11 protein-coding genes are annotated in these 15,759 nt (G+C 57.2%); 6 read left to right on the plus strand and 5 right to left on the minus strand.

Annotated features, from left to right (window positions below):
- Window positions 1-13: 13 nt before the first annotated feature.
- Genes ACO079_RS11785 through ACO079_RS11795 form a run of 3 tightly spaced genes read right to left on the minus strand, consistent with a single transcriptional unit; the run spans window position 14 to window position 2,865 of the window.
- Entirely contained in the window at window positions 14-754 is a 741-nt protein-coding gene (locus ACO079_RS11785) for a hypothetical protein (RefSeq protein WP_421790282.1), read from the minus strand.
- Window positions 751-1,701, minus strand: coding sequence for a methionyl-tRNA formyltransferase (locus ACO079_RS11790; protein ID WP_421790284.1), 951 nt, complete (start codon window positions 1,699-1,701; stop codon window positions 751-753). The genes ACO079_RS11785 and ACO079_RS11790 overlap by 4 nt, the downstream gene beginning before the upstream one ends.
- Window positions 1,702-1,716: 15 nt before the next feature.
- A complete protein-coding gene (locus tag ACO079_RS11795) occupies window positions 1,717-2,865 on the minus strand; it encodes a glycosyltransferase (protein ID WP_421790285.1) in 1,149 nt (382 codons plus the stop codon).
- Between the two features lie 205 nt (window positions 2,866-3,070).
- Here ACO079_RS11795 and ACO079_RS11800 point away from each other — a divergent pair, with 205 nt between their 5' ends.
- Window positions 3,071-3,262, plus strand: a complete 192-nt coding sequence (locus ACO079_RS11800) for a hypothetical protein (protein WP_421790287.1) — start codon at window positions 3,071-3,073, stop codon at window positions 3,260-3,262.
- 59 nt (window positions 3,263-3,321) lie between these two features.
- On the opposite strand, the gene ACO079_RS11805 is transcribed toward ACO079_RS11800, so the two are convergent.
- Window positions 3,322-4,635, minus strand: a complete 1,314-nt coding sequence (locus ACO079_RS11805) for an ABC transporter ATP-binding protein (protein WP_421790289.1) — start codon at window positions 4,633-4,635, stop codon at window positions 3,322-3,324.
- Window positions 4,636-4,822: 187 nt separating this feature from the next.
- On the opposite strand from ACO079_RS11805, the gene ACO079_RS11810 reads away from it, so the two are divergent.
- Genes ACO079_RS11810 through ACO079_RS11825 form a run of 4 tightly spaced genes read left to right on the plus strand, consistent with a single transcriptional unit; the run spans window position 4,823 to window position 13,842 of the window.
- On the plus strand, window positions 4,823-5,626 hold the full coding sequence (locus ACO079_RS11810; RefSeq protein WP_421790291.1) for an ABC transporter permease: 804 nt from the start codon (window positions 4,823-4,825) through the stop codon (window positions 5,624-5,626).
- Window positions 5,627-5,685: 59 nt separating this feature from the next.
- Window positions 5,686-9,984 carry a glycosyltransferase gene (locus tag ACO079_RS11815; protein ID WP_421790293.1) on the plus strand — a complete coding sequence of 1,433 codons (4,299 nt, stop codon included), beginning with the start codon at window positions 5,686-5,688 and terminating at the stop codon, window positions 9,982-9,984.
- Window positions 9,981-12,164 carry a glycosyltransferase gene (locus ACO079_RS11820; protein ID WP_421790294.1) on the plus strand — a complete coding sequence of 728 codons (2,184 nt, stop codon included), beginning with the start codon at window positions 9,981-9,983 and terminating at the stop codon, window positions 12,162-12,164. The genes ACO079_RS11815 and ACO079_RS11820 overlap by 4 nt, the downstream gene beginning before the upstream one ends.
- A gap of 22 nt (window positions 12,165-12,186) precedes the next feature.
- The gene (locus tag ACO079_RS11825) at window positions 12,187-13,842 is read left to right on the plus strand and encodes a D-glucuronyl C5-epimerase family protein (protein WP_421790296.1); all 1,656 of its coding nucleotides are present in this window, start codon (window positions 12,187-12,189) and stop codon (window positions 13,840-13,842) included.
- Here the strand turns inward: ACO079_RS11825 and ACO079_RS11830 are convergent.
- Window positions 13,839-14,912, minus strand: a complete 1,074-nt coding sequence (locus tag ACO079_RS11830) for a glycosyltransferase (RefSeq protein ID WP_421790298.1) — start codon at window positions 14,910-14,912, stop codon at window positions 13,839-13,841. The two genes, ACO079_RS11825 and ACO079_RS11830, sit on opposite strands and share 4 nt — an antisense overlap.
- Before the next feature lie 162 nt (window positions 14,913-15,074).
- Between ACO079_RS11830 and ACO079_RS11835 the strand changes: the two genes are divergently transcribed.
- Entirely contained in the window at window positions 15,075-15,713 is a 639-nt protein-coding gene (locus ACO079_RS11835; protein WP_421790300.1) for a hypothetical protein, read from the plus strand.
- Window positions 15,714-15,759: the final 46 nt, after the last annotated feature.

A 15,759-nucleotide genomic window follows, 5' to 3' on the forward strand; every position in this document is an offset into this window, starting at 1 on the left:
CCTGATTGTCTTTTTAGGCTGCGCGCGACAGCGCGTTGTCACCACCGGTTTTATAGGCATCCAGCGCTTCACATAGCGAAACGCTCTTTACGCCCTTCTTGTCCATAGCTTCGCACAGGTCTTCGTAGAAATTGGCGGTGCCATACTCGCTTGAGCGCAGCTCAAACGGGCTTTTCTGGCGCGACAGGAGCTCGCCCTTGATCGACTGGTAATAGCTGAAATTCGGTGTGTTCAGCGCGATATGCAGCGGGTGGAAGTCGTAGACAAATAACCCGTCCTCATTGAGCGAATCCTCGATGATGCCTTTTCGGAAGGGTTTGTGGTTCAGGTCCGGCCAGTTTTCCGGCGTGCAGAAATCCATATTGTCCATGTAATAGATCGGCATTTCCCACACACCCCAGGGATGACGGTAGGGCTTCAGGCCCAGATGCTCGGTCGGGGAAGCCATGGAGACATATTCCACGCCGACCTGTTTCGCCGCCAGACAGATCATGTGGGAGGTCACACAGGAATGCGCCCGGAAACCGCGTGGGTTGGTGTGATCCAGCGTCTTGAAGAACTCGGTCAGCTGGCCCGGCGCATCCGGCAGATGCTCGAAATGCGGGTGGGGTTCATTCACATGCCCCCGCCAGTCCATGCCGGGGAAGGGCGCCCACATAAAAAACGTGCCGCGGCCGGGCAGGGGCGTTTCCTCAAAGAATTGGTCCATCCAGTCCGGCGTCATATGGTCGGTATCAAAAGTCAGGCAGATCATTCTGTGTAAATCTCTTTCTCGGGACTGGTCAGAATCTGGCCCGCGGCCAGCTTTGCGTCGCACAATGCAATATCCTCGCCGAGGCGCAGCCCGCCCAGCGTCACCCCGCCACCGGACCCGCAGATTACGGCCCATTCATTGTCCTGAAACACCACCTCACCCGGCTGACCGGTCAGATCGGCGCGCGCCAGGGCGGAACCGAGAATGCCGATCTCCTCGCCATCCGGCAGCTGTGTGCGGCCGGACGGGTGCGGGAAATAGGTGAGGGCGTTGATCACGTCGGCGACGTGGCGGGCATCCAGATGCCAGGGGATCCAGCGCTCATAAGGATGGCGCATCTTGTGATAGGTCGCGGCATCATCATCCTGCGCCACAGATTTGAAGCTGCCCGTTGGTGCATAGCCCGCCCAGAATTCACGGAACAGCGTGTTGCCGATATCCACGCAAGCCGCATAGCCTTCGCCGGCAGTCGTGCCCGGCGTCATCGGGACCGAGCCCTTTGACAGGATCGCCCCTTCATCGAGACCTTCGGTGACCTCGTGCAGCGTTGCGGTCAGCTTGCTGTCACCTCCGGCGATCGTCCAGACGACGGGCAAACAGCCGCGATTGATCGGCAAATCCGCGAAATGGACATTGAGAAAACCATGGGTCGGCATCTCGATGACGTCCGGCGGAATAATCTTGGCGTAGGAACACGACAGCCCGAAAGTCGGCTTGAAACCCCGCAAGAGCGCTTGGGTCTCTTCGTCGCGAAGGCCCCTGGGCTGGATATGATCCACACCCCAGGCCAGCACGCGCCGCTTCAGCGACAACCCGCCCGTATCATCCACGCCGGTATCATCCGGGTTCAAGACAACAAGAATATCGCGCTCGCCCTGTTCCAGCAGGTGATGCAGCGCATGAATGCCAAGGGCGCGATTGCCGAGAATGAGAATGCGATGGTCCAATTTGTGTCCTCAGGCTCAGGCGGTTTTCAGCGCACGGTCGGCCTTGGCGGCCTCGACATGCTTGGGCAGGTCAAAAACAGAATCGGGCGTCGTGTAGCACTCGATCATGGCTTTGGCGATAATCTGCGGGTCATGCCAGGTCTTGGCGTATTCCAGCGCCTGATCGGACCAGTCCGGCCATTTTTCGCGCTGGCCCAGAACGGCGCGCAAATCCTCAACAAGGTGATCAGGGCGTGCCTGCAGCGTGCCGATCTCATGGCGCATATTGCCGGGCAGATGATCGAAATCCTCTTCGCGCAGATAACACATCACCGGCTTGCCCATGGACATCAGCTCCACGGCAAAGCCGCCATACCAGCCGTGCAGCACCTGATCGATTACCACATCGGCCTGACCATAAAGCGCCATGGCTTCGTCATAGGGTTTGCCGGTCACCAGGATCAGTTCGAAATCAAACTCGTCCTTCAGCTGATCCAGCGCCTCGGTGATATAGCGCGTGCCTTTCATGGCCGGATCGCTGGGCCCGTGCAGGATTTTCATCCGGCCGGTTTTCTGCGGTGGCTTGGGTTCGAAATCGCGCCAATCGACACTGGAATAGGGCAGGAAGTGCCCGCCCTGCGAATAAAAGCCGAGTTCCGGATTGAGATAGAAATACGTGCTCAGCTTGGGCAGGACATTATCCGCCAGCCATTGCCGTTCCGCATCATAGGTCGACACACACGCTTCAAAGGCACCGCACTCGCCCTGACGGCAGGCGGTAAAGGCATTGCGCTGATCTGACTTGCCGGCCATGCGGATGTCACAGCCTTGCAGTGTCATTACCGCTTTTTTGCCGAGGAACCGGACCCGGTCGAGATCGGTAAACCAGCTCTCATCGCGCGGGCCATAATCATCCCAGCAGCTGAAAGTACGGCCGAAATAATAATGGAAAACGTCGTAATCGTGCGGCAGATCATCGAGGAAATCCTGACGCCGGCGCAGCGTTTCCTCGGACTTGTCGCCATATTCTTCCGACAGGCAGATATCGTTGGGATAATTGATCCAGGTATTATAGGTGATCGCCAGATCGCTCTTGAGGCCAAGCTTGCGCTCGGCGCGCGACATCGCCCATGGCTGATTGCCGATATTCACCGGTCCGTGCAGCACGCGCAACGCGTCAGACATGACCCTACTCCCAATAAAACAATGGCCCCCGGAAGGTCGCCGCGGGGTGTATCACTGCGCCGCAACAATAACAATGACCTAGGCTCAGCGTTTTCGCGGGAAAATTCCAATGGTTTGAACCTTTTGTGTCAAAGCGGACGGGCGGTGGCCATCCGTTCGATTTTCTCGTAAAACCCGTGCCGCCAATCAACAACAGGGGGACAGCATGGCGAATACCAGTTTTGCATTGCCGGAAACGGCAGATGTTTCAACGGCAGACCAGCAGGAAATGCTGGCCATTCAGGCGACCGCCGGGGTCGTTGCTGCCTGGATTGAAAACCAGTCCAATGCGGGCGAACGCGTGTCGGCAGAGATGGTGGCCGATGCGGTTCGCGTCATCCGTAAATCGCTGGCCTAGGCCAAGCCAGACATATGAACGGAAAAGCCGGGCGGCAGTGCCCGGCTTTTTTCGCTTGGCTATTCGACCGTTTCGACTTCGACGGCCTGTGTTTCCATCGGAATGACATCAGCCTCGACAATGTCATGGCTCATCATGCCATCCATCCCGCACAGCCCGCCAAACTCCTCGGTCTGGGCAACATGGAAGGTGCCCATGGAATTAGCCGCCTGGATCTGCGTGTTGACCGGCGGGGTTCGGTCCTCATACCGCTCGCCCAGCCCCAGCGCGATGATGTAGTCACCGCCGCCGCACCGGCAGATGAAATCGTAATGCACTTTCACCGTTTGTCCGGCCTGCACTTCGATCGGGTAATCCTGCAAGGCATTATGGAAAGAGTGCACGATAAAACCGGAGGCCAGGCGGAAATTGGCAGAGACGAGCAGATAGTCACTCGGCTGGTTCACCTGAATGGTCATGGTCAAACGATAACGCTGACCAACATTCAACACATGCACTGGCGCGCCTTCTTCGTCGAACAATTCGCAATCAGAGAAATAGGCCTTCATCTCCTGAGCGGTTTGTTCATCCGGCACATTCACATATTCAGCCGAACTGCCCGTCTCGACCTGTTTCGTGTTGTCGCGGGCATTGGCCAGGATCTCATGATACTTGTTCGACGCCGCTTCGGTATCGCCATCAAACACCAGCCGGCCCTCATGCAGGACGAGACCACGCGTGCAGAGCTGCTGGACCGCAGCCGGGCTATGGGAGACAAAAAACACCGTCCGGCCGCTGGCCGCGATCTCTTTCATTTTCTCGTTGGATTTTTCCTGGAACAGCGCGTCACCGGCGGCCAGCGCTTCATCAATGATCAGAATGTCGGAATCAACGTGGATCGCGGTCGAGAACAATAGCCGCGCCTGCATACCCGAGGAATAGGTTTTGAACGGGCGGTCTATGACGGCCTCAAGCCCGGCGAACGCAACAATATCGTCCAGCTTCTCTTCCATGGCCTGACGCGTCTCGCCGCGGCAAATTCCGCCAAAGATGGCGTTCTCGCGGCCCGAAGCGGTCGGGTTCAGACCCACGCCCAGCTCCAGGATCGCGGCTATCTTGCCGTGGCTGGTAATCGTCCCTGAGTCATAATCCAGCACGCCGGTCAGCACTTTCAACAAGGTCGACTTGCCGGCGCCATTGCGGCCCAGCACGCCGACAACCTCACCCCGGCCAACGGTGAAGGTGACATCATAAAGCGCCGGCACTTTCATGTGCTGTTGCTTCATGGTGACGAATTCTTTCAGCACATCACCCGGCTTCTTGTAGATGCGATAGCTTTTGATGAGGTTTTTGACCTCAATCGCTGTCGCGCCGGTCTGAATCAGATCACTCATACTGCCCTCTTGACGCTGCACGCGCACAATTTGGGAAATCCCCAATCCCTGCCGCAGCTTATAGGCAGAACATGTCGGGTCCGTAAAGCACTGTGACAAGGCCACGATTGCCGTTGCACCACAGGAATCAGCGTTCTATAAGCGCCCCGATTTACGGAAACATCTGTGTTTTCGTCCGGGGGACATCATGCTGGCACCTTACAAGCTGATCTACCAACATCGCGTGCTGGCCTATGAGCTGGTGCGCCGGGAGTTGTTTGATCGCTATGGCAATGCGGTGCTGGGCGGGGCCTGGGTGATCATTCAGCCACTCGCCCTGATGCTTGTCTTCGCCTTCATCTTCACGATTGTTTTCAACGTGCGTTTTGATCAAACCCCGGAAGTCGATATCCCGTTCGGCTTCGGCACATTCCTCATCATGGGGTACCAAAGCTGGATGAGCATCATGATGGGCTTGTCGGCTGCCACGCTTGCGCTGACCAGCAATGCCGGCCTGCTTAAACAGATCGATTTTCCCTCACCGGTGTTGGTGGTGAAAATCATCGTCACCGCGATTATCGCTCAAGTTATCGGGATCGTTTTTGGAATCGTTCTGGGATTCCTTGATGCAGGCATAATTCATCTAACCGCGTTATTGGTTATCCCGCTTCTGTTTTTCCAGATTCTTTTCATCATCGGGCTGGGCTGGATTCTCGCTGCGCTCACGGTGTTTTTTCGTGACATTAGCGAGCTATTGAACACCTTCTTCCTCGTGAATCTTTACATCATGCCTGTGATATGGCCGCCGGGGAATGTTCCGGGCGTGTTCGAACCGATTATCAAATACAATCCGTTTTCCTACATCATCTATACCTACCAAGACGCTTTGGGTTACGGAAAATTCGAACACCCCATCGCCTGGATCGTTTTTCCGTTGATGGCGCTGTTTTTCTTCCACTTCGGCTATTGGCTGTTCCGGAAGATGGAGCCGGTCTACGGCGATATGCTTTAAACTGTCACATTCCGCCGCTAAGGGGCGGCGTTCAGGGACCCTAAGGACGCGTTTTTAAGATGGCCACGAAGGCAAATTCCAAGCCGCGGGCGAAAGCCGCCGCCAAGAAATCACCGGCGAAAACGTCGGCGAAAAAGACCGCCGCAAAGAGGGCGCCAGCGCGCAAAACCACCGCGCGCAAAACCGCGATGCCGGCACCGATCAAGACCTTGATCGAAGACGGTCTGGCGTGTCCCAGCTGTGTCTCGCAGGATTTGCGCTATCTGAAAAAAGGCCAGAAGGAATTCCTCAATTGCGCGTCCTGTGGCGCGGTCTATCCGATCCATCACGGCGCGCCGCACATGATTGACAACCGGGCCTTGCTGCGCATGGACCCGGAATTACTAGGTGCCTGGCGGGTCTCACAGAATAATTCGTTGGAAGAATACAAGACCGATTCCGCGCATTCGGTGTCCAAGGCCGCGCGCGATGACGTCCAGCAGGTCATCCGCTATCTCGAAGTCTATGGCATGAAAGTGCTGGATATCGGGTCCGGCGTTTATGCACCGCCGGAATATCTGACCGAAGCGGGTGCCGCCAATATCATTGGCCTCGACCCGATGATCCCCGAGAGCAAGCCCGACCTCAACCTGGTCGGCGGGATCGCGGAATATACGCCCTTTGTGGACGGGTCTTTCGATGCCGTCACCATCATCACCTCGGCAGACCATCTGATCGATATCGAAAATGGCTTGCGAGAATGCGCCCGTGTGCTGAAACCCGGCGGCGCGATCTTCGTCTGGATTGAGTATGCGGCCGATCCGAAACTCTTGCGCCAGCCGACGCCCTTTCAGCGTATGCCGCGCGAGAAGTTCGCCAAATCCGCAGGCCAGACGAAGGACTATGAAGCCTGGCAGACGGCAGAAAAAGAACTGAACACCTTCATGAAGAAGGTGGACAAAAACCCGAAACCCTTCTCCAGGCTGATGGTCGACAAATACCATCTTCACCATCTCGGCAAGGACGACTGGGTGCAAAGCCTGGCCAATTCAGGTCTCGAGATTATCGCCGACAAGCCGGTGACCTATCCCAGCGGCGGACAGAACAATTTCCTGGTGATCAAAAAGGTGGCCGACCGCGTTGTCGCTGGGCCGCCCGAATTGCAAACGCTCAACCTGATCCGCGCCATCCCGGAAGCATTTGAAGCAACCGCGAAAACGCAAGCCGAGGCGACACAGGTCAAGCTGAACGAGCTCAACGCGGCTTTGGAATCTGTTCGCGAAAACATCGGGAATGCGGGCGAAGCTGGCGTTAATCCGGAGATTGATAGCCGGTTTAAGAACCTTGCCGATATGATTGATGCGCTGGTGGCCCGGTCTGTCGAAAGCAATCTGGTCAGTTCAAATGAGATCAAGGGTCTGATTGGCGATCTGAAAGGCAATCTGAAAGCCGTGCCGGATCGCGGCGTTCAGGCGCCTGCTGCTTTGAACACCGCCTTGCGGGCGATTGAACTTGCTATCGAGGAAAATGGCCGCGAAGTCGTCCAGAAAGCGACGGCCCAGGACGCCGCCCTCGCCGAGCAAATAAAAACCGTCGATATGGTGATTGCCCAGCTGCGCGAGGACATGAGCGGGCTCAGCGGGTCCTTGCCGCAGGACCGGACGGACGAGATCACCGCGAAATTCGACGAGATCTCGCATTCCCTCCACGCCGCCGTCACGTCCAATGTCAGCGCCGCGGAGCTCGAACAGGGGCTGGGCGGGTTGCAGAGCCAGATGGCAGGGCTGGCCGATGAGCTCAAAGCCGCCATGGCCGGCAATGTTTCGCCCGAAGATCTCGAGGCCTTAAAGCAAACGATTTCCCAGGGTCTTCAGCCGCTGGCAGGGGCCAAGACCGTTGAAGACGGCTTCGGTGCCATGGGGGAAAGCGTTGAAACCGGTTTCTCGACGCTGGCCCAGAGCCTTGGCGCGTTGAACGAGCGTTTCGACGCTTTACAAGCCTCTGCGCTTTCGCCCGGAGACATTTCCCGCCTGAAGGATTTTGCCCAGGAAGGTGTCCGCAAGGCTGATCTCGACACGCTTCTGGATCAGGCAGGGAAAGCCGCTACACGCGATGATCTGAAATCCCTGCTCGACCGCGCCGACAAAGCCCCGACCAGGGACGACCTCAAGCCGCTTTTGGATCGGGCTGATAAAGGTGCGACCAGGGACGACCTCAAACCTCTGCTTGACCGGGCTGACAAGGCCGCGACCAAGGACGATCTGAAGCCGATTCTCGACCGCGCCAACAAGGCCGCAACCAAAGACGACCTCAAGGCACTTTCTGAGAAAGGCCCGACCAAAGACGATCTGAAACCGCTTACGGAATTCACCAGGGATGCGGCCAAGCGTTCGGACATTGAAACCGTCGCGCATGATGTAAAGTCAGCCCGCGAGCTGGCGGACCGGCGGGCCCGTCGACTGGAAGATAATCTCAAAACAACCCGTGAGTCCCTCGATGCGCTCGTCTCCGAACGGTCCGACGCGCTGGGCAAGGATATATCGGCGACTCAGGCGGCATTTGCCCGGCACGTCACCGAGCTCAAAGGTCAGATTGAAGCTGCCGAGTCCGCGCTCAAATCCGCGCAGACCAGCGCCGAGACGGGCCTATCCAGCAAGATCGACCAACATCTGGAAGCGTCGATCACGGCCTCCAAGGCGAGCCTCGAAACGGCCGAGAATGCGCTCGGGCGCTTGATCGGTGAACTGCCCGCACAAATCAATCGCATGGTCGATGAGCGCCTCAGCCGAGCGGAGGCGGATCTTGCTCAACGTCTGGAAGAGGCGGTGACAAACCGTGTCGAGCCGAAGGTCGATTCCGTCCGCGTCACCATGTTGGATCAGGGCACCTATTTTGAATCGCTGATCGGTGGCGCGACCGAAGCGGCCAATACCGCAAATGCCGGCATCGCCCGCATCGAGGCCACGCTGGCTTACAAGAGCCCGGCGCGCCGGTTCTTTGAAGGCGTTTTCAACGTCATTGCCTGGCCGTTTGTGATGTTGTTCAAACTGGTCTGGCTGATCTTGTGGCCGTTCCGCAAGATTGCCCGTGCGGGGTTGAAGCTCTGGAGCATCTTCTTTGGCAAGACCCATGCGCGCTTGCGTATGCGGGTGCTGAGGGCGCTGTTCCGTCCCGCGCCGAGACGAAAAAATCTCGGCAAGCGCATCATGATGATCACGATCAGCCAGATCGAGATCGATCCGCGTATCAACAAGGCTGCCCGGACGCTGGCGCAGGCGGGTTATGAAGTCGATATAATGTGCCAGCAGCCCAATATCGTGGACGAAGACATCACCTTCGAGGATGTCTATCCGGGCGTGCGCTGGGTCCGCGTGAAGTGGAAGCCGGATTATATCCGCTTCTGGAACTGGTATCAGGACATCTACGCGCATGCGCTCGAAGAGCTGCACTATGATTATATCCATGTAAATGATCTGACCGCCGCAGCCGTGGGCTGGATGGGCGCGCGTGCCAAGGGTGTTCCGCTTATCTATGACGCGCATGAAATGTGGTCGGAGAACGTCTTTTTCGACGGCGAGAAATACGTCGAAATGCCGCTCAAGGACCGGCTCTTCGGCCGTTGGTATGAAGGCTTTATCCTGAAATATACCGACAGCTTCTTCTCGGTCTCCAACTCCATCAATTTGGAATATGAGCGCCGCTACGGAAAAAAACCGCTCCTGCTCGCGAACTTCCCCGATGTCACCAATATGGACATCGACACGACGGATTATCCATCCGTGCGCGAGATGGCGAATATCCCCGAAGACAAGTTCGTCACCATCTATATCGGCGGTCTGGGGCCAGCCCGGAATATCGAAACCATCGTCGAAGCCCATGCGCATCTCGATGATGATTTTGTCTTCGTCATCCGTGGTCCGGAAGCGGAAAAATGGGGCGAACCGCACCTGGAACAGGCCCGCGATCTGGGCATTGAACACCGCATCAAGGTGTTGCCAGGCGTGGGCCGGGATGAGGTAATTGCGGGCATGAAAGGCGCTAATGCCGGCGTCGTTATGCTCAAGAATCTCTGCAAGAATTTCTACTGGTATTATCCGAACAAATTCTTCGAGTATCAGCTGGGCGGACTGCCGGTTCTGGTCTCCAACTTCCCGGATGTCACCGAACATGTCGAACGCGAACAAAGTGGCATGACATTTGATCCGTCCGATCCGGTCGATGCGGCCCGCGCCATCCGCGAAATGGCAGCAGATCGTCAGGCGGCTTATGAAATGGGCCAGCGCGGCCGCGCCTCCATTCTTTCCACCTACAATTGGGAAGAAGCCATGAAACTGATGATCGGCGAATACGACCGGCTTGAGGCGGAGAGCCAGAAGTGATCCCTGAGGCGATCAACGCGCACTCCAAGAAGATCGAAATCGGCGGCGAAAAGTGGACCCGGATTATCAATAAGGTTCACAAGCTGCGGCCGATCGCCTTTGTGACCGTCATACTGCTCTTCCCGTTTTTCGCGTTGATTTCCTGGTTGCGCATCGGGTTTAAGAAACTGCTTGGCTATAAGCCGTCCATCGTCTGGACGCCGACGCCGATCCTGAATATCGCCGAGAGCTCCCAGCTGCTTCAGGATATGGGCTATAAGAGCGATACGCTGGTGTTCACGTCCTACTTCATCACCAGCAAATTCACTTACAATATGAAACCCACGCTGGAGAATGCAGCGGTGAACTGGTGGTTCACCAGCGTGCTCTTCCTCTGGTCGATGCTGAAATACGACATCTACCATTTCTATTATGATGGCGGGCTGTGGTCGGGCATGAAGATCGTGCCCTGGGCGCGCTGGCTGGAAGCGCCCATGCTGCGCCTCGCCGGCAAGCGTATCATCGTGACCGCCTATGGTGCCGATGTCCGCACCCGCAAGCGGAACGAGATGTGGCGGCCCTGGAATTTGTGCGTGGAATGCCCAGAACCCGGCACCCAATGCCTGTGTGATGATATCGAGGGCATGAAGAGCGGGAAATATCACCGCGACTGGTGCAACCGCATTCTCGCCATGGGCGATATGCATGATTACATCTATGGCTCGGATGTCGCCTTTGCCTACTGGCCGATCGATGTGAAATCCGTGCCCTATGTCGGTGCCAAGCCTGACCCCACACGCCCGGTAATCATTGCCCACTCGCCCAATCACCGCCATTTCAAAGGCACACGCTTCATCCAGGCCTGTATCGAGCGCTTGAAAGAGCAGGGCTATAATGTCGAACTCGACATCATTGAGGGCCTGCCCAATGATGTCGCCAAGCAGCGCTATGCGGCGGCTGATATCATCTTCGCACAATGCATTCTCGGTTGGCCGGGCTTTACCGAGATTGAAGGTATGGCCGCGGGTAAGCCGGTGCTGACCAATGTCCGCAATGAGCCGCATTATCTCTCGCATGTGCCGGGCTGGACACCGATATCGGTGACACCGGACACGATGGAAGGCGTGCTGATCGACCTCCTGGAAAATCCGAACAAGCGCGAAGAACTGGGCCGGGCCGGGCGCAAATACGTCGAGCGCTACTGGTCTTATGAGGGCTGCGAACAGCCCTATCGCGAACTTCACGAGGGCGTCTGGAAAAACGGGAAATTCTGGTCTCTGATTTCAAACAAGCTGAAAGACCTGAAACGGGGAGATTTGCGCGCGCGGCCTGGCAGAGGCCTGAACCGCAAGGATCTCGCTGAATTTCCGGTCTGGACGGATCCGGCCTATGAAATCGACCGGTTTGAATGGGGGCTTTATGGCCTGCCGGTCTTTGATTCCAGCCTGAATTTCCGGGTCAAAATCCCCGGCGATGAAATCGTCCATCCCGCGGCAAGTGCGCAAATGGCCATGGCGTCCTGGCAGATGTCGCTGCGCGAAACTCATATCGCGAGGCACCGGGAACGGTTTGACGCCTCGGCCAAATGGATGGCTTCTGTGGTCACACCGGCCACCGAAACCAGCGCCGCGCGACTCGACGGCTATAAGACGCCGGAAATTGACGCCATGTATGAAACGCCGAGCCGCATCGTTGCGACCCGCGCCATGGCATTACCCGTTTTCCTGCGCGGCGAGAGACTGGGGCTGGAGGGCATGGCCGAGGCCGCCGATGCCATGGCCGACGCGCTTGTCCGTCCCATCGGACAGGGCGGCGCTTGGTTCAAAGGCAATGCAGGCAGCTGCTTTGCGGACGGGCATAATGCCCGCGATCCGTTGCGGCTGGCCTGTCAGGTCCAGGCTGCCTGCGCGCTTTATGAATATGCGCTGATCCGGGGCCGCGACGACATGATCGAGAAAGTCCGCGAGGCCGTCGGCGACATGGTCCGCCGCCTGAAGAAGTACAATCCCGGACAGCTGATCCGGAATGATCGCGTCGGTGCGGATTTCCAGATGGATGATCTTTATTTTGCCGCAGCGGGATTGCAGTCTCTGGGCCGTGCGTTAGGTAACGGCAAGGCGCGTGCTACAGGCAAAAAGCTGGCGCGCGGTGTTCGCAAGCTACGTCTAAAAATGTTCGTTGCCTTCAAGGCCCCCATCTAGAGTTTGAAAGCCGGAGTAATTGATGTCGGACAATGAGAACAAGCCCGATCTGGATCGCGATAAGTGGTCATTCTGGCTGATCGCCGTAACCGCCGCGCTCACGCTGGTGACCTTCCTGTTGATGGTCAAGCTAACTTTCGACCTGGCCGATGGCCCGCCCGCCACCAACTCGCGCGCGGTCAACCGGGCGATTGAGGCGACTCCGGTCGCCGAGCCAGAAATGGCCGAGACCGGTGAAGTTTCCGCAGCGCAGGATAGTGACGGCCCGACTGATGAAGCGGGAAACGCAGACGCCGCTCCGGCTGAACCGGCGCCTATGCGCCGTGCCAATCTGGCGCCGAGCGGCGAATTTGTTCCTCCTGCGCCGCTGCCGGAAATCACGACCCATGATGACAGCTTTTATGACGTGCCCATGCTGGTGCGCCGGGTCAATAATGACCTGATCCGGCCTTACTATGCCGAACGCGAAGGATTGCGCGTCCGCTATACCACGCCGACCCTTTCCAGCTTCCAGCCGGACATGATGTATATTCCGATGGATCGCGAAGGCCGGGTCATGCTGCCCTGGCAAACCAGTAATGAAGGCGGCCCGGGATTGTGGGGCATTTTCCCCGGCAATGAATTGGTTTTGCTAGATAATTACATCTACGATTTTGGTGTGAATGCTTACTATGTCCGCATACACAACCTCACCAACGATCTTGAAGGGTTTATGCCGCTGGAAACCTTGCTGGCGGAAACCGAGGTTGTTGGCGACCAGCTCTGGGAAGCAATCGACCTGGATCGCTTGTTTGCGGCATCCATCGTCGAATTGGAAGGGATGCGGATCTATGCCATCCAGCTGCCCGTCGACCGCAATGTGATCGAGCAGACGCTGCAAGCATTCGAAGACCCTTCGCAACAAGTTGCTGTTCTCGGCGGCGGTCAGAATGCCGGCGTCCACCCGGTGTTCGCGGCTAACTCGCTACAGGGTGTCCTTGCGCATTATCTCGAACCAGAAACGTCGGAAGAGCAGCGTGCCCGTATTCTGCAGGCCGCCGAAGCCTTCTTCGACAATTATGTGTTTCCTGAGGCAGACGAGCTGGCCCCGGGCATCATTTCCTGGCCGTACGAATTTCCGTGGAATATGAATTGGGGCGTCCGCCTCGATGTGCCCTGGTATTCCGCTTATGCGAATGCCCGTTTCGGCGAAGCGGCCGCGCTGATGTATCGCCTGACCGGCGAGGAGCGCTATGCCCAGCTTGCGCGTGATGCGATGGCTTTCGTCACCACGCCGCTGGATGAAGGCGGGGCCGAATACGAAGTCTCCGGATTCCACTTCAACATGGAGTATTACTACCCGGTTCATGGTGTGCCGAATACGCGCGTGATCGATGGTGAAATGATCGCGGTTGTGTCGCTCTACAATGCGGCGCGTTTGCTAGAAGACAGCGAGATGATGCGGCAGTTCTTCCGTCAGGGGGCCAGCCTTGCCATGAATCTCAGCCTCTATGAGCAGGAGGACGGACGCCTCTTGTTTGCTGCCTATGTCGAGCAGATGCCGCATCAGTATCAATGGGTGATGTGGTCAAACCTGATGACGCTGGCCAATATCATGAAGGACCGGCGCTTCTTTGAATGGGCTCAGGGCGTACGCCCGCACATCAGCGATTTCTGGTGTGAATCAAACGGCTGCTAGAGCGTTTCCAGGAGCCGCTTTGCCAGAGCTTCCGCATTGTGGTGCTGTTGAATGAAGGACTGGCTGGCGCGGCCTCGCGCTGGCCAGTTTTCTTTATCTTCCAGCAGGCGCTGCAGATCTTCCTCCAGCGAAGCCAGGCTCAAAGGATAGATCGGCAAGGCCGCCGTAAATTGATTGCGGACATTCGCCAGATCTTCCGGCCGGATATAGCACGCCACCGGCTTGCCCAGCGCCATGCATTCCACAGCTACAGCGCCATACCAGCCGGCCAACACCTGATCGATGCACAAATCCGCAGCCCGGTATCGTTCAAGCGCATCGGGATAGGTAAGCCCGCTGACCACATCGATATCGATCGGCCAGCCGCGATCCTTCATCGCTTGCAGTGCCTGAAGCACCTGAGTCGTGCCCTTGATTCCGGTATCAGAGGGGGCGTGGACGATTTTTATGCGGTCGCCCTCCGTTTCGGGCGCAGCGTCCGTCAGTGCAGGATCAGGCGCGGCATAGGGCAAAAACTCGGCATTGGGATAGTAAGTCAGCAAATCCGGGTTCAAGACGAAGACCCGGTCTGCCAAGGGAAGAATTTCATCCATCAACCGTTGCCGGAACCCATCGCGGGTATCGATGCAGCTGGCGAAATGTCGGCAAGCCCCGGCCTTGCAGGCGGATATCTCATGCAGCTGGTTTGAAACCGAGGCGAGCCTCAGATCACAGCCTTGCAGGGTAATATAAACGGTCTTGCCCATGGCCTTTGCCAGCTTCAGATCGGCAAAGGAAAACCGGCCCCATGCAAAATTATTGAGATGGGTAAAGCTGCGCCCGAAATAGAAGTGAACTACGTCGAACCGGGTGGCGATATCGAACATGGTCTGCCCGACCGACGCCAGATTGCGCCAGCCCGGACGTTGGTCATCGAGAATGATCTTATCAGCGTGATGCGGATAAAAACTTTCCGGGGATGCCAGCCAGACCTGGCTGTCATGGCCGAGTGCCCGTTCCGCCTGCGAAAGACGCCACGCCTGATCGCCCACATTCGACGGACCATGAAGGATTTTAAGGGAGCGGCTCATGCCCGTGTCATTTCATCGCCATGGCGGGTCATGTCAACTTGATGAAATACCGTCTGGATCATGTGCTTGTGTCTCGAAGCTGCCATAAATGTCGCTATAGTCCGGTCCTGACGCTGATTGCATTCAGCTGCTTAGGAAACCGTGTACAAAAAGGGACCTTGTATGAAAGCCGAATTACGACTGCTCGCTGTTCTGACTACCGGATCTTTGGTTCTGACTGCCTGTATGCAGGAACCCGAGCCCGCTGACATGACGCCCACCATTGATGTGGTCGACAATGGCACTGATTCGGACGCTGGCGACGAACAGATGGACGGTGAGAGCAGCATGGAGCCGGAGGCGCAGCCTCTTCCGAGAACGGTGGCGCTTCTTGGTGTGGCAGAGCCGCAAATCTATGGTGACTGGTTCGTCGCCTGTAATGAAGAGAACACCTGCGAGACAGCGACATTCGTTCGAAACAATGAGAACCGCATGCTCTTTGCGATCGGCCGCACGGCGGATGCGGAAGGGTATTATTTCCGGTTTTCAACCGCCGAACTCGGTCCCATTGAAGGGCCATTTGGCTGGGTGATCGAAGATATTCGCGGACGTCAGTTCCGGTCGAATAGCTATGACGCTACGCGGTATGCCAGCAATCACGGTGATACACGCGATCAGGGTTATCTCGCGGCGCTTGAAGATGGGCAGCGGGTCCGTTTTGCTCTGTTGCGCGAAAACCGCCGCTATATCTACGATATCCCGACCGAGGGCTATGCCGACGCGATCAATGCCGTTGCTGCAGGTTCGACGACGGCTGAGTAGGCTCTTTTTTTCCAGGCAGGGAAAGACCGGCAGCGTGTGCTGCCGG

This window comes from Hyphobacterium sp., from assembly GCF_965228115.1.
In the GTDB taxonomy this organism is placed as follows: Bacteria; Pseudomonadota; Alphaproteobacteria; order Caulobacterales; family Maricaulaceae; genus Hyphobacterium.